This is a genomic window from Streptomyces sp. BBFR102, from assembly GCF_051397025.1.
Taxonomy (GTDB): Bacteria; Actinomycetota; Actinomycetes; order Streptomycetales; family Streptomycetaceae; genus Streptomyces.
Genome location: NZ_CP195757.1, coordinates 3,585,295 through 3,607,256, shown reverse-complemented (window position 1 = coordinate 3,607,256; position 21,962 = coordinate 3,585,295). Strand labels below are relative to the sequence as shown.

Below are 21,962 nucleotides of genomic sequence, written 5' to 3'. Positions count from 1 at the left end.
CGGCGTGGCGGGAAAAGCATGGAGTGGTGAGTGCCGACGACGCGTACCTCCGCTTCCCCGATCTCCACGAGGACCGCCTCTGCTTCGTCGCCGAGGACGACCTGTGGCTGGCCGAGCTGCCCGCGCCCGGCCAGGCCACGCCCGGCCGGGCGTGGCGGATGACCGCCGACCGCACCCGCCTGGGCCTGCCGCGCTTCTCGCCGGACGGCAGCCAGGTCGCGTACACGTCCTGGCGCAGCCTCGACCCGGAGATCCACCTGGCCCCGGCCGGCGGCGGCCCGGTCCGCCGCCTCACCTACTGGGGGAACCAGGACACCCGGGTCCGCGGCTGGTACCCGCCGGGCCACGAGTCGGTCGGCGAGATCATCGCCGTCTCCTCCCACGGCCAGCCCTTCTCCTACGTGACGTGGGCGTACAGCCTGCTCACCGACGGCTCACCGGGCGCCAGACTCCCCTGGGGCCCGGTCACCGACCTGACCGTCGGCCTGGTCGACGGCGAGTACCGCACTCTGCTGCTGACCGCGACGCCGCCGCACGAGCCGGCGTACTGGAAGCGGTACCGGGGCGGGGCCCAGGGGCGGCTGTGGCTGCACGGGGAGCGGCTGCTCGCCGACCTGGACGGGCACCTGGAGTCGCCGATGATCGTGGACGGCCGGATCGCCTTCCTCTCCGACCACGAGGGCATCGGAAACCTCTACTCGTGCGCGGCCGACGGCGGTGACCTGCGCCGCCACACCGACCACGACGCGTGCTACGCCCGCAACGCCTCCAGCGACGGCCGCCGCGTCGTCTACCAGTGCGCGGGCGACCTGTGGATCGTCGACGACCTGGCCCGCGACTCCCTCCCGCGCCGCCTCGACGTGCGCCTGGGCGGGCCGCGTTCCGGTCGGCGCCGCTACCAGGTCCCGGCCGCGCAGCACGTCCGCGGCATCTCGGTGGACGCCACCGGCCGGGCCAGCGCCGTCAACGTCCGCGGCAGCCTGTACTGGCTGACCCACCGCGACGGCCCCGCCCGCACCATCGCCGACGCCCCCGGGGTGCGCACCCGGATGCCGGAGATGCTCGGCTCGGGCGGCACCGTCGCCTACGTCACCGACGCCGCCGGCGAGGACGCCGTGGAGATCGCCTACCTGCCGCGCGCCACCGGCGGCCGGCCCAAGCGGCGCCTGGCGGGCGGGCGGCTCGGCCACGTCCTGGAGATGGTCGCCGACCCGGCCGGCGAACGCATCGCGCTGGCCTCGGGCGACGGACGGCTGCTGATCCTGGACGCCACCGATCCGGTCGGCGACACGGTGCTCGCCCCGGCGCCCGAGGGCGAGCGCGCCCCGGAGGCCGAGGTGGTCATCGAGGAGGGGGCGCCGCTGACCGAACTGGTCCGCTCGCTCAACGGGCCCGTCCGCGACCTGGCCTTCTCCCCCGACGGCCACTGGCTGACCTGGTCCCACCCGGGCATCGGGCGCTCCCTGCGGCAGATCAGGATGGCCCGGGTCACCGACTCCGAACCGCAGATCGTGGACGTCACCAACGGCCGCTTCGAGGACGAGAGCCCGGTCTTCACCCGCGACGGCCGCTACCTGGTCTTCCTCTCCTGGCGCGGCTTCGACCCGGTCTACGACGTGCACACCGGCGACCTGTCCTTCCCGCTCGGCTCGCGCCCGTACCTCGTCCCGCTCTCCTCGGCGACGCCCTCACCGTTCGCGCTGCTCCCCGACGGGCGCCCGGCGGCGGGCGGCATGGACCCCTCGGACGCGGACGCGAAGGACGGCGCGGCCATGGTCGAGGTGGAGGGGCTGGAGAACCGGGTGACGCCGTTCCCGGTGGCCGCCTCGAAGTACTCCTCGCTCTGCCCGGTGGCGGGCGGCGGGGTGGTCTGGCTGCGTTGGCCGATCTCCGGCGCGCTCGGCGAGACCTTCGCCAACCCGGCCGACACCTCCGGGCGGCCCACCCTGGAGCACTTCGACATCGTCCGTGGCCGCCGCACCGAACTCGTCCGCCACCTCGACTCGTTCGCCCCCAGCGGCGACGGCACCCGGCTGGTCGTGCTGGACGAGGGCGACCTGCGTGCGATGCCCGCCACCGAGCAGGGCGACGAGGACACCTCGGTCTGGCTCGACCTGCGCCGCATCCTGCACGAGGTCGACCCGCCCGCCGAGTGGCGCCAGGCGTACGCGGAGGCCGGGCGGCTGACCCGGGACTACTTCTGGGACCCGGGCATGTGCGGCGTCGACTGGCCGGGCGTGCTCGACCAGTACCGGCCGCTGGTGGAGCGGGTCGCGACCCCGGACGAGTTCGCCGACCTGCTCCGGGAGGTCCTCGGCGAACTGGGCACCTCGCACGCCTACGTCTCCCCCGCCCGCCGCAACGAGGGCCCGCCGCACTACCAGCGCGCCCAGGGCCTGCTCGGCGCCGACCTGGTGCGGGTCGGCGACCAGTGGCTGGTCCGGCGCATCCTGCCCGGTGACTCCTCCGACACCAAGGCCCGTTCCCCGCTGGCCGGCACCGGCATCCGCGAGGGGGCGGCGCTCACCCACGTCGACGGGCGGCCGGTCGACCCGGTGACCGGGCCGTACCCGCTGCTGGCGGGGGCCGGCGGCACCACCGTCGAGCTGACCTTCCGCGCCGCCGAGGGGGGCCGCTCGCGCCGGGTCGCCGTGGTCCCCCTGGTCGACGAACGGCCGTTGCGGTACCAGGACTGGGTGGCCCGGCGCCGCGCGGTGGTCCGCGAGCTGTCCGGCGGGCAGTGCGGCTACCTGCACATCCCGGACCTGGGCGGCTCGGGGTGGGCCCAGTTCAACCGCGACGTGCGCATGGAGGTCTCCCGCCCGGCGCTCATCGTCGACGTCCGCGGCAACGCCGGCGGGCACATCAGCGAACTGGTCATCGAGAAGCTGACCCGCACGATCCTCGGCTGGGACCTCACCCGCGACGCCCAGCCCGTCTCGTACACCTCGAACGCCCCGCGCGGCCCGATCGTCGCGGTGGCCGACGAGGCGACCTCCTCCGACGGCGACATGATCACCGCCGCCATCAAGCTGCTGGGGCTCGGCCCGGTGGTCGGCTCGCGGACCTGGGGCGGCGTCGTCGGCATCACCGGACGGCACCGGCTCGGCGACGGCACGTTCATCACGGTGCCGATGAACGCGGCCTGGTTCGAGGCGTACGGCTGGGGCGTCGAGAACCACGGGGTCGAACCGGACCTGGAGGCGGTGCGCACGCCGCTGGACTGGGTCGAGGGGCACCACGCGGTCCTGGACGACGCGATCCGCCTCGCCCTGGAGCTGCTGGAGCGCGAGCCGGCGAAGAGCCCGCCCGACCACTCCGGCGTCCCGGACCTGGCCCGGCCGCCGCTGCCGCCGAAGCCGCAGGTCGGGTGAGCGCCCGCCGGGCGGATGCGGGCGGCGGGCGGGCGTGCCAGGCTGGAGAGTGTTCAGCCATGCCCCCTATCTCCCCAGGGGAGGAGTTGCGATGGGCCTCATGGACCAGTTCAGGAACAAGGCCGAACGCCTCGCCGACCAGGCGAAGGAACGGATGGCCGCCTCGAAGGAGAGCGCGTCGAAGGAGAGCGGCAAGCACGGCTCCGGTCGCTCGCACGGCCGCCACGGCCGCTCCGCCGAGGGCCACGCAGGCCACCCGAAGCACGGCCACCACCACAACCAGTGACGCTGTCCCACCCGTACGCCTGTCGGGGCCCGGTCCGTCCCCGCGGACCGGGCCCCGGCGCTTTCCGGGGGCGGGCCCCTCAGCCCGCCCGGTGCTTCTCGTCGGCCGCGCCGCCCGAGCCGACCAGCCCGGTGGCGGCCTCGTCCATGCGGGGCGCGAACCGCTTCATCTCGCGCTGCCCGACGGTGGCGATGATCCCCGGCAGATGGCCGCGCACCGCCTGCATCCCGCGCAGCCACCCCTGCGCGTACACCTTGGCGGACCGCCGCTCGATGCCCGTCACGATCCGGTCGACGGCCGGGTCCAGCGGGTACGTCTTGTTGGCCGGCCAGGGCAGCCGCTGGCGCAGCTCGCGCATGACGGCGTTCTCGTCGGCGCCGCGCACCATGTCGGTGTCGGTCCAGCTCAGGTATCCGACCCCGACCTTCACCCCCTGGTACGCCACCTCGGCCCGCAGGCAGTGGGCGTACGCCTCGACGCCCGACTTGGAGGCGCAGTACGCCGACATCATCGGGGCCGGGGTGATGGCGGCGAGCGAGGCGATCTGGAGGAGGTAGCCGCGGCTCTCCTTCAGCACCGGCAGGAAGGCCCGCGCGGTGACGGCCGAGCCGATGAGGTTGACCTCGATCACCCGGCGCCAGGAGACCGGATCGGACACCTCGAACGGGCCGCCGGCCGCGACCCCGGCGTTGGCGACCACGATGTCGACCTTCCCGAACCGGGCCTTGACCTCCTGGGCGACCCGTGCGAGCGCCTCGTGGTCGGTGACGTCGGCGTACCACCAGTCGGCGTCCGAGGGCAGCCGCCCGGCCACCGCCTTCAGCTCCTCCGGCTCCAGGCCGATCAGCGCCACCTTCGCGCCGCGCGCCGACAGCTTGCGGGCCAGCAGCTCGCCGACCCCGCGCGCGGCGCCGGTGACGACCGCGACCTGTCCCTCCAGGCTGACCTTGCTCATGCCCCCTCCTTCACTCGGGTGTCGCCGACGGTGATGTACGTGGCGGCCAGCTCCCGGATGCGGGCGGTGACGGCCTCGGGCGCCTCGATCGGCGTCATGTGGCCCTGGCCGGTGAGCTGGGTCAGCCCCAGCGAGGCGGGCAGTGCCGCGGCGAGCGCGCGGGCGTGCACCGGCGGGGTGAGCCGGTCGGCGGTGCCGACGAGGACTGCGGTCGGTGCCGTCAGCGCCCGTACGCCGGCCCGCAGGTCCAGCGTCTTGAGCACCTTCGACCAGCCGACCCGGGCCCGGCGCGGGCAGGCGTGCACGACGCGGGCGCAGGCGTCCACCCGGTCCGGGGCGGAACCGGGGCCCATCGTCCCGTACTTGAGGATCTTCCGGGAGAGCGCGGTGACCGGCCCGAGCGGGGCGCGGGCGCCCAGCACCTTGCCGGTCAGCCAGGTCCTGGCGCGCCCGCGCCGCAGCGGCAGCACGGTGGCCTCGGCGACCAGGTCGGCGGGGCCGGTGGAGCAGAGCAGCACGGCGGCGGCCCGCTCGCGGAAGGCGGGGCGGTCGGCGGCGGCCATGATCGTCATGCCGCCCATCGAGTGCCCGGCGAAGACCGCCTGTTCGCCCGGGGCGAGGGTGGCGGCGGCGACCGCTTCGAGGTCGTCGGCGAGAGCCCGGGTCGAGTACGCGGCGTGGGTGGCCGGGAGGGGGCTGGCGCCGTGGCCGCGCTGGTCGTAGGCGATGACGCGGTGGTCGCGGGCGAGTTCGGCGATCTGCGCGGCCCAGAAGCGGGTGGAGCAGGTCCAGCCGTGGGCGAGGACGACCGCGGGCGCGTCCTCGGCGCCGTGCACCTCGACGTTCAGCCGCGCCCCGTCGGCGGAGACGGCGGTCAGCTTCCGGTACGGGACGGCCGCGGGGCGGGGACTCACGCGCTCACCCCGGCCTTCTCGCCGCGCGGGCCCTGCCCGGCGGTTCCGGGGGCGGGACGCAGCACCTCGTACTCGGAGAGGTCGACGCGGCGGGTGGCGTTGCGGAACTCGGTGGTGGTGCCGGGCCAGACGGTGGTGTTGCGGCCTGACGCGTCGAGGTACCAGCTGTTGCAGCCGCCGGTGGCCCAGACGGTGCGCTCCATCCGCTCCTGGACCTTGGCGTTCCACGCGGTGACGGCCGAGTCGCGGGCGTCGAGCGCGGCCTTGCCGCCGAGCACGTCGAGCTGGCGCAGGTAGTCGGCCATGTAGGTGAGCTGGGACTCGATCATCAGGATCATCGAGGAGTTCCCGAGGCCGGTGTTGGGGCCGATGATCGTCATCCAGTTGGGGAACCCGCTGGCGGTGGCGCCGCGCAGCGCGTTCATGCCGTCCTTCCAGGTGGCGGCGAGGGTCTCGCCGCTCTCGCCGACGACGCGTTCGGCGATCGGCATGTCGGTGACGTGGAAGCCGGTGCCGAAGATGATCGCGTCGACCTCGGCCTCGCTGCCGTCGGCGCCGACCAGGGTGTTGCCGCGGATCTCGCTGAGCCCGGCGGCGACCAGGTCGACGTTGGGCCGGGCGAGCGCCGGGTAGTACGTGTTCGACAGCAGGATGCGCTTGCAGCCGATGCGGTAGTCCGGGGTGAGCTTGGCGCGCAGCGCCGGGTCCTTGATGGCCCGGGCGAGGTTCCACTTGGCCAGCGCCTCGACGGCGCCCAGCTCGCCGGGCCGCTTGGTGAACGCCTGCACCTGGAGTTCGCGGATGCCCCAGAGGATGCCGCGCCGGGCGGTGGCGGTGACGGGCAGCTTGCGGTGCAGCCAGCGCTCGGCGCCGGTGACCTCGCGGTCCATCCGCGGCATGACCCACGGGGGCGTGCGCTGGAAGAGGGTGAGGTGGCCGGCCTCGGGCTGGATGGCGGGCACGATCTGGATGGCGGAGGCGCCGGTACCGATCACCGCGACGCGCTTGCCGCGCAGGTCGTAGTCGTGGTCCCAGCGGGCGGAGTGGAAGATCTTGCCGGGGAAGGTGTCGATCCCGGGCACGTCCGGCAGCTTCGGGTCGGAGAGCGGCCCGGTCGCGGAGACCACCACGTCGGCGGTGAAGGTGCCCCGGCTGGTCTCCACCTCCCAGATCAGCCGCTCGGTGTCCCAGCGCATCATCGTCACCTCGTGGTCGAAGCGGATGTGCGGGCGCAGCCCGAAGGCGTCGGTGACCTGCTCCAGGTAGGCGCGGATGTGCTGCTGGCCGGAGAAGGTGCGCGGCCATTCGGCGTTGGGCGCGAAGGAGAAGGAGTAGAGGTGGGAGGGGACGTCGCAGGCGCACCCCGGGTAGCTGTTGTCGCGCCAGGTGCCGCCGACGGAGTCGGAGCGCTCCAGCACGACGAAGTCGGTGACGCCCTCACGGCGCAGCCGGACGGCGGCTCCGAGGCCGCCGAAGCCGGTGCCGATCACGATCACCCGGTGATGCCCGCCGCGTTCCGCCCGCGGTTCCTTGCTCTTCCCGGCCATGGCTTCGCCTCCCGCACCTTCTGCCATCGCGCCAGCAATCACTGGCATGGTTGGGAGGGTAGGGCAGCGGCATACCGATGGGTAGGGGTACGGCAGAGGAAAGTTACCGGCGGTACGGCATAGGGTTCCCGGCGTGGACGACCAAGGAGAGCGCGAGTACCGGACCGCCGAGCTGGCCGCGGCGGCCGGCATCACCGTGCGCACCCTGCGCTTCTACCGGGAGCGCAGGCTCCTCCCGCCACCCCGCCGCGAGGGCCGCATCGCCTGGTACGACCACCACCATCTGGCCCGGCTGCGCACCATCACGGCACTGCTGGAGCGCGGCCACACCCTCGGCGGCATCACCGAGCTGGTGACCGCCTTCGAGGAGGGCCAGGACGTCGGCTCCCTGCTCGGCGTCACGCCGACCGAGGAGATCCCGGTCCGCCTCTCCCCCGAGGAACTGGCCGACGCCTTCGCGGGCGAGGTCACCCCGGAGAACTTCGCCGAAGCCCTGAAACTCGGCTACCTCGCCACCGACGGCGACGAGATCGTCCACATCAGCCGCCGCCTGCTGGACGTCTCGGTCGCCCTGATCCGCGAGGGCGTCCCCCTGGCCGCCGTCCTGGAGGCGGGCTCCCGCGTCCGCGTCCACGCCGAGGCCCTCGCCTCCCTCTTCCTGGACACCATGGCCACCCACGCCCCCGGCGCCGACCTGGACCGCCTGCGCCCCCTGGCCAAGAGCGTGGTCGAGGCGGAACTCTCCCTGGCGATGGACCGCCACCTGGCGGCTCCGCACGGGTCGGCGACGCGGGACGCGGGGGCGTAGCGAGGGCGCCCGCACGTCGGCGGACGCCCGCCGCCCTCACCCGTAGACGACCGTCACCGGCGCGTGGTCCGACCACCGCCCCTCGTGGGTCGCCGCCCGCTCGACCAGGCCCTTGACGGCGCGGGCCGCGAGGCCGGGGGTGGCCACGTGCAGGTCGATGCGCCAGCCCGAGTCGTTGTCGAAGGCGCGCCCCCGGTACGACCACCACGAGTACGGCCCCGACTGGTCCGGGTGGAGGGCGCGCATCACGTCCGCGTATCCGGCCTCCGCGTAGACCCGGTCGAGCCAGGCCCGCTCCTCGGGGAGGAAGCCGGAGGACTTCCGGTTGGCCTTCCAGTTCTTCAGGTCGGCCTCCTGGTGGGCGATGTTCCAGTCGCCGCACACCACGACCTCGCGGCCGTCCGCCGCCGCCCGCGCCCGCAGCCCCTTCAGGTACTCCAGGAACTCGGCCATGAACCGCTCCTTCTCCTCCTGCCGCTCGGTGCCGACCTCGCCGGAGGGCAGGTAGAGGCTGGCCACGGTCACGCCGGGCAGGTCCGCCTCGACATACCGCCCGCTCGTGTCGAACTCGGCGCTGCCGAAGCCGACCCGCACCCGCTCCGGCGCGCGCCGCGTGAGCAAGGCCACTCCGGCCCTGCCCTTGGCGGCGGCGGGGGCGAAGACGGCGTGCCAGCCCGCCGGGGCCCGTACGGCGTCGGGGAGCTGGGACTCCTCGGCACGGACCTCCTGGAGGCAGACGACGTCGGCGTCGGTGGCGGCGAGCCACTCGACGTAGCCCTTCTTGGCCGCGGCCCTCAGGCCGTTTACATTCGCAGTGGTGACGGTGAGCATCCCGGAACCCTACCCAGCGGGTCGGACATTCCCGGCTCTCGCACCTCCACCTCTACCTCTACCTCTACCTCTACCCGCATAGAAGTACGCTGATCCGCATGACCATGCACACCTTGCGTCCGGTCGCCTTCGACCACCCCGACGCCGTCAAGCTCAATGACGAGGTCCAGCTCGAATACGCCGAGCGGTACGGCGACGACGGCGACGCCACCTGGCTCGACCCGGGCATGTTCGCCCCGCCGCGCGGGCTGTACCTGCTCGCCTACGACGAGCGGGACCGCCCGGTGGCCTCCGGCGGCTGGCGCTCCCAGGACGCCAACGAGGAGGCGTACTCCGACGGCGACGCCGAGCTGAAGCGCATGTTCGTCGTCCGCGAGGCCCGGGGGCACGGCCTGGCGCGGAGCATCCTCGCGGCCCTGGAGGAGGACGCGCGGACCGCCGGGCGCACCCGCATGGTCCTGGAGACCGGCACGAAGCAGCCGGAGGCGATGAACCTCTACGCCTCCAGCGGCTACACCCCGTGCGCCAAGTTCGGCCTGTACCGCTTCGACGCGCTGAGCCGCTGCTACGCCAAACCGCTGCACCCCGCCCGTCCGGCCGACACGCCACAGCCGACCGAGGCCCCCGCCTGACCACGGCCGCGCCCGGCGCCACACCGGCCGACCGCCAGGTGCCACCCCAGGTCGGCCCCGCCTGAACGAGACGGAGAACCAAACCGCCTTCGACGCCTGCCGGCCGGAGCTGAACCGGACCCCGCCCTCCGCGACCCGGACGACACCCCGTCGCCGGCTTCCCGCCGGATCGACGAGCCCGTCGAGGGCCCGGAAACCTGGCGCCGCCCGTCAGCCCAGCCGCGTGACGAACTCCACCAGCGCCCGCCCGGCCTCCTCCGGCTGCTCCAGGTGCGGCAGGTGTCCGGCGCCGTCGATCACCGTGAGGGTGGCGTGCGGGACCAGGCGGCGGATCACTTCGGCGTCCGCGACCGTGGTGAAGGAGTCGTCGGCGCCGACCACGATCAGCACGGGCACGGTCACGGCCGCCAGTGTCGCCTCGTAGTCCTCGCGCTCCGCCCGGCCGCGCAGCGCCGCGGCGGCGCCCTCCGGGTCGGTGGAGCGCATCATGCGGAGCACGTGCGCGGTCGCGTCCGGCTTCGCCACAAGGTTGTACGGCGCGACCATCCTGCCGATGACCTCGTCGGCGTACCCGTCCATCCCCTCCGCGAGCAGCCGTTCGGCCAGCGCGAGGCGGCCCGCCCTGCCCTCCTCGGTCTCGGCCGGGTACGAGGTGTCGGCCAGCACCAGGGCGCGTACCCGCTCCGGGTGCAGCCGACGGATCTCCATGGCGATCTGCCCGCCCATGGAGACCCCGCCGACCACGGCGTCCGCGATCCCCAGATGGTCGAGGAGGGCGACCACGTCACCGGCGAAGACCGGGAAGGGCGTGACCCCCGGCACCACCTGGCTCTCCCCGTACCCGCGCAGGTCCGGCAGCACCACCCGGCACCCCGCCTCGGCCAGCCGCCGCCCCTGCTCCCGCCACAGGCTCCGGTCGAAGGGGTGCCCGTGCACCAGCACCACCGGCACCCCGCCCTCCGGCCCCCACACCTCGTACGCCAGCTTCACGCCGTCGACCTCGTAAGTCCCCATGAGGGAAGGGTAGATGGGCGGCACCCGTCCGGCGGCGCCCGAACACCCCGGCGTGACGCAGGCCGAGGGTCCGTCCGGCCACCGGGGCTCGCCACGGCAGCGCCCCGCCCCGCTCGCCCGTCCCGCCGGCTCGCCCTGGGAGCCGGGGACGCCGTTGACGGAAGAAGCGGATGCCCCTTGACCGCTCGTGCGGGGGCCGGCGGAAACGGGGGCGGGCGCGCTACGCACCGTCGGGCGCTCCCCCAGCCCAGCCGAGGAGGACCGGGCGGGAACCACCGCAGGACTGGTCGTGTACGCCGACGGCGCCCTACCGGGCCTGCTGTGCCGCACCGGGCGCCGGCCCCGACACAGCAGGGGGAGTCCGGACAGCGAGAAGCCCCTCCCAGGTAACCCTGGGAGGGGCTTCTCCTTTGCGTGGACCTGAGGGGATTCGAACCCCTGACCCCCTCGATGCGAACGAGGTGCGCTACCAGACTGCGCCACAGGCCCTTGCAACGGGTGAAACTTTAGCACCCCGATCGGGGTGGTCGGTAATCCGATCCCGGGTGGCCGGGGGCGGGGGTCACTCGTTGGCCGCGCGGGGGCGGTCGCCCTCGTCGTACTGGTCGAACAGGGGGGTGCGGCCTCGTTCGCGGGAGCGGCGGGCGGAGGCGGCGCGGCGGGCCGGAGCGGCTTCGGCCGGCCCCTCGGGAGCCTCACCGGCCGGGGCCTCGCCGGCGGGGGTGTCCGGGGCGGCGCCGGAGCGGGCGGAGCTCCAGGCGTCGGGGGCGCCGAGGTCGACCGGCGGGGTGGCGCGGGGGGCGACCGGGGCCGTGACGTAGGTGGGGAGCGGGACGGGGACGGGGTCCCAGCTGTCACCGCCGGCCGGGCGGCGGCGGGCCCGCTGCTGGTCGACCCATTCGGCGTGGTCGGTCTGCTCGACCAGCGCCCTGCGGTCGGCGGCGAGCGCGGTGCGCTCCGGGTCGGGAGCCCTGACGGGCTCCTCGGCCTCGCCGGCGGGCTCGGCGGCGGGGCGCTGGGGGCGGCGGCCCCGTTCGCGCAGGTGCTGGGCGGCGGCCTCGGCCTGGCGGCGGTCCATCGCGTAGACGAAGCGGCGGCGTTCCTGTCGGCGCAGGTACGCGATGTAGACGCTGAGGAGGATCGCGGGGACCGCGGGGGCCCAGAGGAGGGCGAGGCCGCCGACGGCGGCGGCGACCGCGCCGAGGGTGAAGACGAGGAAGAGCAGCATCGTGGTGCGGCGGCGGCGCGCGAGGACCTTGGAGCGCCGGGCTCGCGCGGTGGCGCCGGGGGCGTCGGCGGTGCGGGCGGAGGCGTGCTGCGGTTCGGGCCGCTCCTGCTGCGGGGCCTGCTCGGGCGGCCGGGGCGCGGTGCGGCGCGGCGGTGCGGGCTCCTCACGCACCGGGGGCATGGCGAAGGACCGGACGTCGACCGAGCCGGTCGCGGTGTCCGGGGCGCGGGTCGCGCCGTCGGCCGGTCCACCCTCGCCGGAGGGCTCGCCGGTGTCGGCGGTGCGGGCCTGGACGGCACCCTTGGCGTACCGCCGCTCCATTCCCGCACGTCCGGACAGGAGCCGGATGGCGGTGCTGAAGCGTTCCGTCGGACGGGCTTCGTTCAGCTCGTCCTGCCGACGGAGCCACATGGGCACCAAGTAGGCGGCCCAGGCCCCCACGATGACTGCGTAAATGAGGCCGCTGCTGCTCACGACTCACACGGTAGAGGGGTTTCGTTGGGGCCATCCGCCAATTGGGCCGGTGTGTCGCACGATCTGGCTGATATCTCCAGAAGTTTTTCCTACAGATGTGACCGAACGATCGCACTCCGCGACTGCCGGGTGATCGATCCCTAAAGAATTCGAACGCCTATTCGTATTCTTGGGATCATGGCCGTGGTGTGCGGTTTCGGCGGGCGCGAGCGGCTTTCCGGGTCAGGTGGTGGGGTGCGGCCGGACGCGGCGCCAGCGGCGCAGGACACCGTCGGGCACTTCCTCGGCGGTGAGTGCGAATACCAGGTGGTCGCGCCAGGCTCCGTCGATATGCAGATAGCGCGGGCGCAGCCCTTCCTCACGGAATCCGAGTTTCTCCACGACGCGGCGGCTCGGGCCGTTCTCGGGGCGGATGCACACCTCGACGCGGTGCAGTCCGAGCCCGCGGAAGCAGTGGTCGACGGCGGCGGCGACGGCGGTGGGCATCACACCCCGGCCGGCCACCTCCCGGTCCACCCAGTAGCCGACGTGGGCCGAGCACATCGAGCCCCAGGTGATGCCGGCGACGGTGAGCTGGCCGGCGAGGCGGCCCTGGTACTCGATGACGAAGGGCATCATGCGGCCCGCCCCGGCCTCCTTGTGGAGGTGCCGGACCATCTGGCGGTAGGTGGGGCGGTGGATGACGGGGCCGAAGGGCGTGGGCGGCGGGATGGTGGCTTCCCAGGGGCGCAGCCAGTCGCGGTTGCGGCGGTTGGCCTCGCGCCAGGCCCGCTGGTCGCGCATCCGGATCGGCCGGAGCAGGACGTCTCCCTCGCGGAGTTCCACCGGCCAGTACCGCGGGTTCAGCGGGCCCTCCCGGGAGCGGGCGGGCCGGCGAGGTGGTCGCCGCCCCGGATCTGGTCGACGGCGTGCGGCAGGAGGCGGCCGAGGACGGCGAGTCCGTCGCGGACCCCGCCGGTGGAGCCGGGCAGGTTGACGATCAGGGTGCGTCCGGCGAGTCCGGCCAGGCCCCGGGAGAGGGCGGCGGTGGGCACCTCGGGAAGGCCCTCGGCGCGGATGGCCTCGGCGATGCCGGGGATCTCGCGGTCGAGCAGCGGGCGGGTCGCCTCGGGGGTGCGGTCGGTGGGGCTCAGGCCCGTACCGCCGGTGGTGACGACCACGGCGTAGCCCTCGGCGACGGCGGTGCGCAGGGCGTCGGCCACCGGGTCGCCGTCGGGGACGACGCGGGGGCCGTCGACGGCGAAGCCGAGGCCGGTGAGTGCCTCGGCGACGAGGGGGCCGCCGCGGTCCTCGTAGACGCCCGCGGCGGCCCGGTTGGAAGCGGTGACGACGAGGGCGCGGTCGGCGGCGCTCACGCGGCGGGCCCGTCGCTCGCGCGCCGCCAGGTGCCGGACTTGCCGCCGGTCTTCTCCTCGACGCGGACGTCGGTGATGACGGCGCCCTTGTCGACGGCCTTGACCATGTCGACGACGGTGAGCGCGGCGACGGTGACGGCGGTGAGCGCCTCCATCTCGACGCCGGTGCGGCCGGTGGTCTTCACGGTGGCGAGGATCTCCACCGCCTCGTCGGTGACGGCGAGGTCGACCGTGGCGCCGGAGACGGCGAGCGGGTGGCAGAGCGGGATCAGGTCGGGGGTGCGCTTGGCGCCCATGATGCCCGCGATGCGGGCGGTGGCGAGGGCGTCGCCCTTGGGGACGCCCTCGCCGCGCAGGAGTTCCACCACGCGGGGTGCCACGAGGACCCTGCCAAAGGCGCGGGCGGTGCGGGCGGTGACGTCCTTCGCGGAGACGTCGACCATGCGGGCCGCGCCGGCCTCGTCGAGGTGGGTGAGGTGTCCTTGCTCAGGGGGGCCGGAGGGGTCCCCCGGCGTAAACGCTGTCATGTGCTGTGCGACTCCCGGCCCGCGGCCCACCGCGTCCATGTCGGCCTGTGTGGGCGACCACCGTACCCGCACCGGGGGCCGGTCAGCCGAGCAGGATGACCTCGACCTCGCTGCCCCAGACGGCCTCGGTGACCGTCTCGGGCAGGACGATGAGCGCGTCGGCGTGGGCGAGGGCGCCGATGAGGTGGGAGCCCGAGCCGCCGACGGGCCGTACCTCGGGCCGCTCGCCGCCGGTGTACGTCCCGCGCAGGAACTGCCGCTTCCCCTCGGGTGAGGTGAGCGGCTCGGGCGCCTCGTCCCCGGCTGCCGTCGGCGGGGCGAGGACGGCGCGGACGGTGGGCCGGTGGAGGTCGGCCAGCCCCATCATGGCGCGGATGGCCGGCCGGACGAAGAGTTCGAAGCTGACGTACGAGGAGACCGGGTTGCCCGGGAGGGTGAGGATCGGGGTGCGGTCGGGGCCGATGGTGCCGAAGCCCTGGGGCTTGCCCGGCTGCATGGCGAGGGTGCGGAACTCGACGTGCGCGCGGTGCGCGGCCGCCTCGCCGTCCTCGCCCTCCGCTCCCTCCTCCGCCGTCTCGAACGGCTCCTCCTCGCTGACGGCGGTGAGCGCCTCCTTGACGACGTCGTACGCGCCGACGCTGACGCCGCCGGTGGTGACGAGGAGGTCGGCGCGGATGAGCTGGTCCTCGATGGTGGCGCGGAGCGTCTCGGCGTCGTCGGTGACGGCGCCGACGCGGTAGACGATGGCGCCCGCGTCCTTGGCGGCGGCGGCCAGCGTGAAGCTGTTGGAGTCGTAGATCTGGCCGGCGGCCAGTTCCTCGCCGGGCTGGGCCAGTTCGCTGCCGGTGGACAGGACGACGACGCGCGGGCGGGGGCGGACCCGGGCGGCGGGCCGGCCGATGGCGGCGAGCAGGGCGATCTGGGGCGGGCCGAGGACCGTCCCGGCCTCCAGGGCGACGTCCCCGGCGCAGACGTCGCCGCCGCGGGCCCGCACGTGGGCGTGCCCGGTGACCGGGCGGTGGACGCGGACCTGGCCGCCGGCCCCCTGCGGCGAGGCGCTGTGCGGGGCCATGGCGCGGGCGGGCCCGGCGCCGGCGCCGCCGTCGGTCCATTCGACGGGGACGACGGCGTCGGCGCCGGGGGGCAGCGGCGCGCCCGTCATGATGCGGGCGGCCCGGCCGGGGCCGACGGTCAGCTCGGTGCCGCTGGAGCCGGCCGCGACGTCCCCGATGACGGTGAGGACGGTCGGGGAGGCTGCCGAGGCCCGCTCGGTGTCGGCGGCGCGGACCGCGTAGCCGTCCATGGAGCTGTTGTCGAAGGGGGGCAGCGCGACGGGCACGGTCACCTGCTCGGCCAGGACGCAGCCCTGGGCGTCGAGCAGGTTCAGCTCGATGGGCTCCAGCGGCTGGACCGCGGTGAGGATGTCGTCGAGGTGCTCGGCCACCGACCAGGTGCGCGCGCCGGTGGCCTGCTCAGTCGTGCTGCTCAAGGTGCTACATCTCCTCGGTCACGTAACTGCGGAGCCAGGCCCGGAAGTCGGGTCCCAGGTCTTCACGTTCGCACGCCAGTCTGACGATGGCGCGCAGGTAGTCGCCCCGGTCGCCGGTGTCGTAGCGGCGGCCCTTGAAGACGACGCCGTGCACGGGGCCGCCCGCCTCCTCGTCCTCGGTGAGCTTCTGGAGCGCGTCGGTGAGCTGGATCTCGCCGCCGCGCCCCGGCCCGGTCTCCCGCAGTATGCCGAAGATGGCGGGGTCCAGGACGTACCGGCCGATGACGGCGTAGTTGCTGGGGGCGTCGGCGGGGTCGGGCTTCTCGACCAGGCCGGTGACGCGGACGACGTCGTCCTCGCCGGTGGTCTCGACGGCGGCCGAACCGTAGAGGTGGATCTGCTCGGGCGCGACCTCCATCAGGGCGATGACGCTGCCGCCCTCGCGCTCCTGGACGTCGACCATGCGGGCGAGCAGCGGGTCGCGGGGGTCGATCAGGTCGTCGCCGAGGAGGACGGCGAAGGGCTCGTTGCCCACGTGGGGTGCGGCGCACAGGACGGCGTGGCCGAGGCCGCGCGGGTCGCCCTGGCGGACGTAGTGCATGGTGGCGAGGTCGCTGGACTCCTGGACGCGGGCGAGGCGGGCCTCGTCACCCTTGCGGCTGAGGGCCTGCTCCAGCTCGTAGTTGCGGTCGAAGTGGTCCTCCAGGGGGCGCTTGTTGCGTCCGGTGACCATGAGGACGTCGGAGAGCCCGGCGGCGACGGCTTCCTCGACGACGTACTGGATGGCCGGCTTGTCGACGACAGGAAGCATTTCCTTCGGCGTGGCCTTGGTGGCGGGGAGGAAGCGTGTCCCGAGGCCGGCGGCGGGCACCACCGCTTTGCTGATCCTGGCGTTCGACTGATTCATGCCGCACACCATAACCGCTGGGTGCCGGAAATCTGTTGATCCGACAAAATGGCGCGAATATATGCCGATTGGCGAGGTTCAGGACGTATGAGCGGAATCGATGCTGTCAAACGCGGGTTGCGCCGGGAGCTCCTGGCGGTGAGATCCCGGTTGACTGGAGATGACGCACGGGAGGCGGCCGCGGTTCTGGCCCGGCGCGCCCTTCTGCTGCCCGAGCTGGCCGGGGCCCGGCAGGTGGCGGCCTACGTGTCGGTCGGCGGCGAGCCCGGCACGGAGGCGCTGCTGGAGGAGTTGCGGCGGCGCGGCACCCGGGTGCTGCTGCCCGTGCTGCTCCCCGACGACGACCTGGACTGGGCGGAGTACGAGGGGCCCGCCTCGCTGGCCGAGGTCGGCCGGGTGGGCCGGCTGACGCTGCGTGAGCCCTCGGGGCCCCGGCTCGGCCGGGAGGCGGTGACCGGGGTGGACGCGGTGCTGCTGCCGGGCCTGGCGGCGGATCGGGCGGGGCGGCGGCTGGGCCGGGGCGGCGGCAGTTACGACCGGGTGCTAGCGCGGCTGGCGGCGGCGGGGGCCGATCCGGTGCTGCTGGTCCTGCTCCACGACCACGAGTTGCTGGAGGAGGTGCCGGCGGAGCCGCACGACCGCCCGGTGCACGTGGTGCTCACGCCGTCCGGCGCGCACCGGGTGGGCGGGGGCTGACGGGCCGCGCACGCGCGGGGCCCCCGCGACCTGTGCCGGTCGCGGGGGCCCGTGCGGTCTGCGCGGTGCCGGGTCAGGGCTTGAGGACCAGGGTGTCCTGGGTGGCCTTCTTGACCGCCTTGTCGGTGAACGCCCAGGGCAGCAGTTCGCCCTTGACCCACTTCTCCGTCTGGTCGGTGTAGTGGGGGCTGTAGACGTGCCCGGAGGCGCCGGTGAGGTTGATCCACTCGGACTTGTCGAGGTCGCCGAGGTTGACGACCATCCGCATGGAGGGCACCCAGACCACCTCGTAGCCGGCGGCCGCGTTCCACCCGGTGGCGTTGACGGTGGCCTCGCCGCCGCCGAGGTCCCAGGGGCCGCGGTTGAGGATCTTCTGGACCAGGTCGGGGCCGCTGGTGCCGAGGGTCTGGTTCTTCAGGGTCAGCTGGTGGAGCCGGCCCCAGCTCCAGGAGTCCATGTCCTTGCCGAGCTTGGCGGTCAGCTCCCAGCGGGCGTCCTCCATGGCCCGCTCGAAGAGCTGGTCACGGGTCTTGGTCGCGTCGTCGGTGCGGGTGGCCGGGGAGTGCCACCACTCGCCGTCCTCGTTCGCCAGCTGCTGGCGGACCACCTCGAACCAGCGGTCGCCGCCGTCGGGCTGCGCGGAGTCGGCGGAGCGCTGGCCGCACTCGCGGACCTTGCGGGTCTCGTCGGCGGGACCGGTCTGGCTGGCCGGCTCGACGTTGAGGCACTGGCCCTTGACGCGGACCTCCTTGGGCAGCTTGTCCCCGAAGCCCAGCTTGAGGATGTTGCGCCAGACGGCGTTGAAGTAGGCGGCGGGCGCGGACTCGGCGGTCTGCGTGTAGTCCCAGCCCTCCAGCAGCTTCTGCGCCTCGCGGACGTGGCTGTCCTTGACGTCGATCTTCAGCAGGTAGGGCGTGAGCAGCTTGGCGATGGAGCTGGAGTCGTCGAGCTGCATGGTGCGCATGTCGCCCATGGAGATCTTGCCGCCGTCCTCGGTCTTCGACTTCAGGAGGTCGTTGATCCGCTGGCTGCGCGCCCCGTAGCCCCAGTCCTCGGTGAGGAGGTACGGGTACTTCTCGGCGTCCACGACGGCCTGGTTGGCGGTGACGATGTAGCCGCGGTCCGGGTTGTACTCGTAGGGCAGCGCGTCCTGGGGGACGTAGCCCTTCCAGTTGTACGCGGGGTCCCAGCCGGGCGCCGGGAGGGTGCCGTCGTGGCCCTGGGCGCGGACCGGGACGCGGCCGGGCGCCTGGTAGCCGATGTTGCCCTCGGTGTCGGCGTAGATCAGGTTCTGCGAGGGGACCTCGAAGAGGGCGGCGGCGGAGCGGAACTCCTTGAAGTCCGTGGCCTTGTTGAGCTGGAAGACGGCGTCCATGGAGCGGCCGGGGGTCAGTGCCGTCCAGCGGAGCGAGACGCCGTAGCCGTCGCCGCGGTCGGGGGCGGCGGCCTGGACGGGCGCCTTCTTGCCGACCGTGCCGAGTTCGCCGTTGCGGTCGGAGAGGAGGGGCCCGTTGTCGGTCTCGCGGACCGTGATGGTGCGGCTCTTGGCGCCGGCCACCTTGATCGTCTCGCGCCGGGTCTCGAACGGGACGGTCTTGCCGCCGTACTGGTAACCGCCCGAGCCGACCTTCTCCAGGTACAGGTCGGTGACGTCCGCGCCGAGGTTGGTCATGCCCCAGGAGATCTGGTCGTTGTGGCCGATGACCACGCCGGGCATGCCGGAAAAGGTGTAACCGGAGACGTCGTACTGGCACTTCTCGGAGACGCTGCGGCAGTGCAGGCCCATCTGGTACCAGAGGGACGGCAGTTGCGGGGAGAGGTGCGGGTCGTTGGCGAGCAGCGGCTTGCCGGTGGTGGTGTGCTCGCCCGCGACGACCCAGGAGTTGGAGCCGATGCCGTTGCCGTTGGGGCCGAGCAGGGCGGGGATGGTGTCCAGGACGTCCGACAGGCCCGAGAGGCCGGAGAGCTGGCTCTGCGTGCCGGGGTCGGTGCCGGTTCCGGCGTCCAGCCCGCCCTCGGTGCCGGTGCCGGTGCCGTCGCTGCCGGGGGTCGTGGTTCCGGTGCCCGTTCCGTCGGCGTTCTCGCCGGCCGGGGCGTCCCCGGCGTTCTGGGTCGGGGTCGCGGACGGGTCGTACTCGCCGGTGGCCGGGTCGACGGCGCCCTTGTCGACGATGGGCTGGTTCCGGTCGACCGGGTAGTCCGGGTACAGGTCGGCGATCTCGGCCGGGCCCAGGCGGCTGGTCAGCAGGGAGCGGTCGATCTCGTCCTGCATGTTGCCGCGCAGGTCCCAGGCCATGGCCTTGAGCCAGGCGACCGAGTCGACGGGCGTCCAGGGCTCGGGCTCGTAGTCGTTGGTGAGGCCGAGCGCCGCGTACTCGACGGAGCGCTCCTCGGGGCTCTTCGTGGAGAGGTAGGCGTTGACGCCGTCGGAGTAGGCGTCCAGGTACGCCTTGGTGCTCTTGGACAGCTTGGTCTCGTACTCCTGCTTGGCCACCCGGTGCCAGCCGAGGGTGCGCAGGAAGGCGTCGGTGTCGACCTGGCTCTCGCCGAACATCTCGGAGAGGCGGCCCGCGGTGGTGTGCCGGCGGACGTCCATCTCCCAGAAGCGGTCCTGCGCCTGGACGTAGCCCTGGGCGCGGAAGAGGTCCTCGTCGCTGTCGGCGTAGAGATGGGGGATGCCGTTGCCGTCCCGACGGACCTCGACCGGGGCGCTGAGGCCGTCGAGTTCGAGGCTTCCCTTGGTTTCCGGGAAGGCCGACCGGACCGTGCTGACGCCCCAGTACGCGCCGTATCCGACACCCGCGACTAGTGCGAGGACCAGGACGAGGACGAATCTGCGGGCTCGGCGACCCTTTCTCCTGCCGGGCGCATTGCCGGATGAGGCGGTGGTGGTGGAGGGCATCGCTGTCCTTGCTGTCCTTCGAGCGGCGTACGGTCCGCGTGGGCCTGAGGAGTGCTGGAGCAACCATAGGCGCAGCGCCCGGGCGGGCAGGACGCGGAGTGGGGAAGCCGTTCGGCCCAGGCGGGGGCGGGCGTTGGGCGGCTCGCACACGGGCGGGCGGCGTGCGGGGGTGTCGGCCGGTGCGGGGGATTCCTCGCGATCGGCATCAAGGAACCGTTAACGATTAGGTAAGGTAACGAAGTACCTCCGGTACCTTGTCCCGCCGCAGGGAAGGAACGGCCACTGTCTGTCCACGATCTCAACCAGCTTCTGCTCCTGTGTTCGCTCGTGCTGCTCGTCGCCGTCGCGGCGGTGCGGGTCTCCTCACGCAGCGGCCTTCCGAGCCTGCTCGTCTATCTCGGCATCGGCGTCGCGATGGGCGTCGACGGCGTGGGCCATCTCTCCTTCAGCGACGCGGAACTGACGCAGGTGATCGGTTACGCGGCCCTGGTCGTCATCCTCGCCGAGGGCGGACTGGGCACCTCCTGGAAGGAGATGAGACCGGCACTGCCCTCGGCCGCCGCGCTCGCCCTGGCCGGGGTGGCGGTGAGCGTCGGCGTGACGGCGAGTGCCGCGCACTACCTGGCGGGGCTGGAGTGGCGGCAAGCCCTCATCATCGGCGCCGTCGTCTCCTCGACCGACGCGGCCGCGGTCTTCTCGGTGCTGCGCCGGGTGCCGCTGCCCTCACGCATCACCGGCACGTTGGAGGCCGAATCGGGGTTCAACGACGCCCCGGTGGTCATCCTGGTCGTCGCCTTCTGCACCGCGGGCCCCATCGAGCACTGGTACGTGCTGGTCGGCGAGATCCTGCTGGAGCTGGCGATCGGCGCCGCGATCGGCCTCGCCATCGGCTGGCTGGGGGCGCTGGGGCTGCGCCATGTCGCCCTGCCCGCCTCGGGCCTGTACCCGATCGCGGTCCTCGCCATCGCCACCACCGCCTACGCGGCCGGGGCGATGGCGCACGGCAGCGGGTTCCTCGCCGTGTACCTGTGCGCCCTGGTCCTCGGCAACGCCAAGCTGCCGCACGCGCCCGCCACCCGCGGCTTCGCCGACGGGCTGGGGTGGATCGCGCAGATCGGCATGTTCGTGCTGCTGGGGCTGCTGGTCACCCCGCACGAGCTGGCCGACGACATCCTCCCGGCGCTCGTCATCGGGCTGGTGCTGACCATGGTGGCCCGCCCGCTGAGCGTCTTCGTGAGCCTCACGCCCTTCAAGCGGCCGTGGCGCGAGCAGGCGCTGATGTCGTGGGCCGGGCTGCGGGGCGCGGTCCCGATCATCCTGGCGACGATCCCGATGGTGGCGGGGGTGCGGGGCAGCGAGCGCCTCTTCAACATCGTCTTCATCCTGGTCGTCGTCTACACCCTGGTGCAGGGCCCGACCCTGCCGTGGCTCGCGCGCAGGCTGGGGCTGGGCAACCAGGCGGAGGCGGCCGATCTCGGCGTGGAGTCGGCGCCGCTGGAGCGGCTGCGCGGCCATCTCCTCTCGGTCGCCGTACCGGAGCACTCCCGGATGCACGGCGTGGAGGTGAGCGAGTTGCGGCTGCCCACCGGCGCCGCCGTCACCCTGGTCGTCCGCGACGGCCGCAGCTTCGTCCCGACCCCCAGCACACTGCTCCAGCGCGGCGACGAACTGCTGGTCGTCGCCACCGACCCGGTCCGCGACGCCGCGGAGGAGCGGCTGCGGGCAGTGGGCCGCGGCGGCAAACTCGCCGGGTGGCTGGGGACCTCGGGCAAGGAGGAGTGAGCCCGGGCCCGCCCCGCGGCGAGGGCGGACCCGGGCCGTACCGGCGGCTTGCGGGCAGGTCTGCCCCGCGTGCGGCTGTACGATGAACGGGCTCTGAACCGACCAACTCTGCCTGACGCGGAGCTGGCGCGACCGTATGGCGGCCGTGGAGTCCGCCCCACCGGGTGGCCCGGCATCTACCGCAGTTCCGCGCGTTAGTGGACAGCTCTCGGCGCCCGCCAGCGGGCACGCCCTCAGGCGG

18 protein-coding genes and 1 tRNA gene are annotated in these 21,962 nt (G+C 73.6%); 6 read left to right on the top strand and 13 right to left on the bottom strand.

Annotated features, from left to right (window positions below; translation table 11 throughout):
- Window positions 1-23 precede the first annotated feature (23 nt).
- Both ACSLIC_RS16195 and ACSLIC_RS16190 read left to right on the top strand, forming a co-directional pair.
- Entirely contained in the window at window positions 24-3,374 is a 3,351-nt protein-coding gene (locus tag ACSLIC_RS16195; RefSeq protein ID WP_436738406.1) for a S41 family peptidase, read from the top strand.
- A gap of 100 nt (window positions 3,375-3,474) precedes the next feature.
- The gene (locus ACSLIC_RS16190; protein WP_436738405.1) at window positions 3,475-3,660 is read left to right on the top strand and encodes a hypothetical protein; all 186 of its coding nucleotides are present in this window, start codon (window positions 3,475-3,477) and stop codon (window positions 3,658-3,660) included.
- Between the two features lie 79 nt (window positions 3,661-3,739).
- On the opposite strand, the gene ACSLIC_RS16185 is transcribed toward ACSLIC_RS16190, so the two are convergent.
- The 3 genes from ACSLIC_RS16185 to ACSLIC_RS16175 are packed head-to-tail and all read right to left on the bottom strand — an operon-like array spanning window position 3,740 to window position 7,076.
- Window positions 3,740-4,615 carry an SDR family oxidoreductase gene (locus ACSLIC_RS16185; protein WP_436738404.1) on the bottom strand — a complete coding sequence of 292 codons (876 nt, stop codon included), beginning with the start codon at window positions 4,613-4,615 and terminating at the stop codon, window positions 3,740-3,742.
- Window positions 4,612-5,529: an alpha/beta fold hydrolase gene (locus ACSLIC_RS16180; RefSeq protein ID WP_436738403.1), complete on the bottom strand. Its 918-nt coding sequence runs from the start codon at window positions 5,527-5,529 to the stop codon at window positions 4,612-4,614. Before ACSLIC_RS16180 ends, ACSLIC_RS16185 begins: the two co-directional genes overlap by 4 nt.
- Entirely contained in the window at window positions 5,526-7,076 is a 1,551-nt protein-coding gene (locus tag ACSLIC_RS16175) for a flavin-containing monooxygenase (protein WP_436740389.1), read from the bottom strand. The genes ACSLIC_RS16180 and ACSLIC_RS16175 overlap by 4 nt, the downstream gene beginning before the upstream one ends.
- 133 nt (window positions 7,077-7,209) lie before the next feature.
- Here ACSLIC_RS16175 and ACSLIC_RS16170 point away from each other — a divergent pair, with 133 nt between their 5' ends.
- The gene (locus ACSLIC_RS16170; RefSeq protein WP_436738402.1) at window positions 7,210-7,884 is read left to right on the top strand and encodes a MerR family transcriptional regulator; all 675 of its coding nucleotides are present in this window, start codon (window positions 7,210-7,212) and stop codon (window positions 7,882-7,884) included.
- A gap of 36 nt (window positions 7,885-7,920) precedes the next feature.
- On the opposite strand, the gene ACSLIC_RS16165 is transcribed toward ACSLIC_RS16170, so the two are convergent.
- Entirely contained in the window at window positions 7,921-8,715 is a 795-nt protein-coding gene (locus ACSLIC_RS16165) for an exodeoxyribonuclease III (protein WP_436738401.1), read from the bottom strand.
- Between the two features lie 98 nt (window positions 8,716-8,813).
- On the opposite strand from ACSLIC_RS16165, the gene ACSLIC_RS16160 reads away from it, so the two are divergent.
- Window positions 8,814-9,347: a GNAT family N-acetyltransferase gene (locus ACSLIC_RS16160; protein ID WP_436738400.1), complete on the top strand. Its 534-nt coding sequence runs from the start codon at window positions 8,814-8,816 to the stop codon at window positions 9,345-9,347.
- Window positions 9,348-9,557: 210 nt separating this feature from the next.
- Here ACSLIC_RS16160 and ACSLIC_RS16155 read toward each other — a convergent pair whose 3' ends face one another.
- The 8 genes from ACSLIC_RS16155 to galU all read right to left on the bottom strand — a co-directional run bounded on the left by ACSLIC_RS16155 (window position 9,558) and on the right by galU (window position 16,341).
- Window positions 9,558-10,361, bottom strand: coding sequence for an alpha/beta fold hydrolase (locus tag ACSLIC_RS16155; protein ID WP_436738399.1), 804 nt, complete (start codon window positions 10,359-10,361; stop codon window positions 9,558-9,560).
- A 415-nt stretch (window positions 10,362-10,776) separates the two neighbouring features.
- Window positions 10,777-10,850 (bottom strand) — tRNA-Ala (locus ACSLIC_RS16150).
- 73 nt (window positions 10,851-10,923) lie between these two features.
- Window positions 10,924-12,063, bottom strand: coding sequence for a divisome protein SepX/GlpR (gene sepX, locus ACSLIC_RS16145; RefSeq protein WP_436738398.1), 1,140 nt, complete (start codon window positions 12,061-12,063; stop codon window positions 10,924-10,926).
- Between the two features lie 222 nt (window positions 12,064-12,285).
- A complete protein-coding gene (locus ACSLIC_RS16140; protein ID WP_436740388.1) occupies window positions 12,286-12,846 on the bottom strand; it encodes a GNAT family N-acetyltransferase in 561 nt (186 codons plus the stop codon).
- A 59-nt stretch (window positions 12,847-12,905) separates the two neighbouring features.
- Window positions 12,906-13,418 (bottom strand): MogA/MoaB family molybdenum cofactor biosynthesis protein, encoded by a 513-nt coding sequence (locus tag ACSLIC_RS16135; RefSeq protein WP_436738397.1) that lies wholly within the window; start codon window positions 13,416-13,418, stop codon window positions 12,906-12,908.
- Entirely contained in the window at window positions 13,415-13,945 is a 531-nt protein-coding gene (moaC, locus tag ACSLIC_RS16130) for a cyclic pyranopterin monophosphate synthase MoaC (protein WP_436738396.1), read from the bottom strand. The genes ACSLIC_RS16135 and moaC overlap by 4 nt, the downstream gene beginning before the upstream one ends.
- An 82-nt stretch (window positions 13,946-14,027) precedes the next feature.
- Window positions 14,028-15,434: a molybdotransferase-like divisome protein Glp gene (gene glp, locus ACSLIC_RS16125; RefSeq protein ID WP_436738395.1), complete on the bottom strand. Its 1,407-nt coding sequence runs from the start codon at window positions 15,432-15,434 to the stop codon at window positions 14,028-14,030.
- Between the two features lie 4 nt (window positions 15,435-15,438).
- Complete coding sequence (gene galU, locus ACSLIC_RS16120; protein ID WP_436738394.1) at window positions 15,439-16,341, bottom strand: UTP--glucose-1-phosphate uridylyltransferase GalU; 903 nt, start codon at window positions 16,339-16,341, stop codon at window positions 15,439-15,441.
- An 87-nt stretch (window positions 16,342-16,428) separates the two neighbouring features.
- Here galU and ACSLIC_RS16115 point away from each other — a divergent pair, with 87 nt between their 5' ends.
- Window positions 16,429-17,037 (top strand): 5-formyltetrahydrofolate cyclo-ligase, encoded by a 609-nt coding sequence (locus ACSLIC_RS16115; protein ID WP_436738393.1) that lies wholly within the window; start codon window positions 16,429-16,431, stop codon window positions 17,035-17,037.
- A gap of 73 nt (window positions 17,038-17,110) precedes the next feature.
- Here ACSLIC_RS16115 and ACSLIC_RS16110 read toward each other — a convergent pair whose 3' ends face one another.
- On the bottom strand, window positions 17,111-19,939 hold the full coding sequence (locus ACSLIC_RS16110; RefSeq protein ID WP_436738392.1) for a penicillin acylase family protein: 2,829 nt from the start codon (window positions 19,937-19,939) through the stop codon (window positions 17,111-17,113).
- Window positions 19,940-20,266: 327 nt separating this feature from the next.
- Here ACSLIC_RS16110 and ACSLIC_RS16105 point away from each other — a divergent pair, with 327 nt between their 5' ends.
- Window positions 20,267-21,721, top strand: coding sequence for a potassium/proton antiporter (locus tag ACSLIC_RS16105; protein ID WP_436738391.1), 1,455 nt, complete (start codon window positions 20,267-20,269; stop codon window positions 21,719-21,721).
- Window positions 21,722-21,962: the final 241 nt, after the last annotated feature.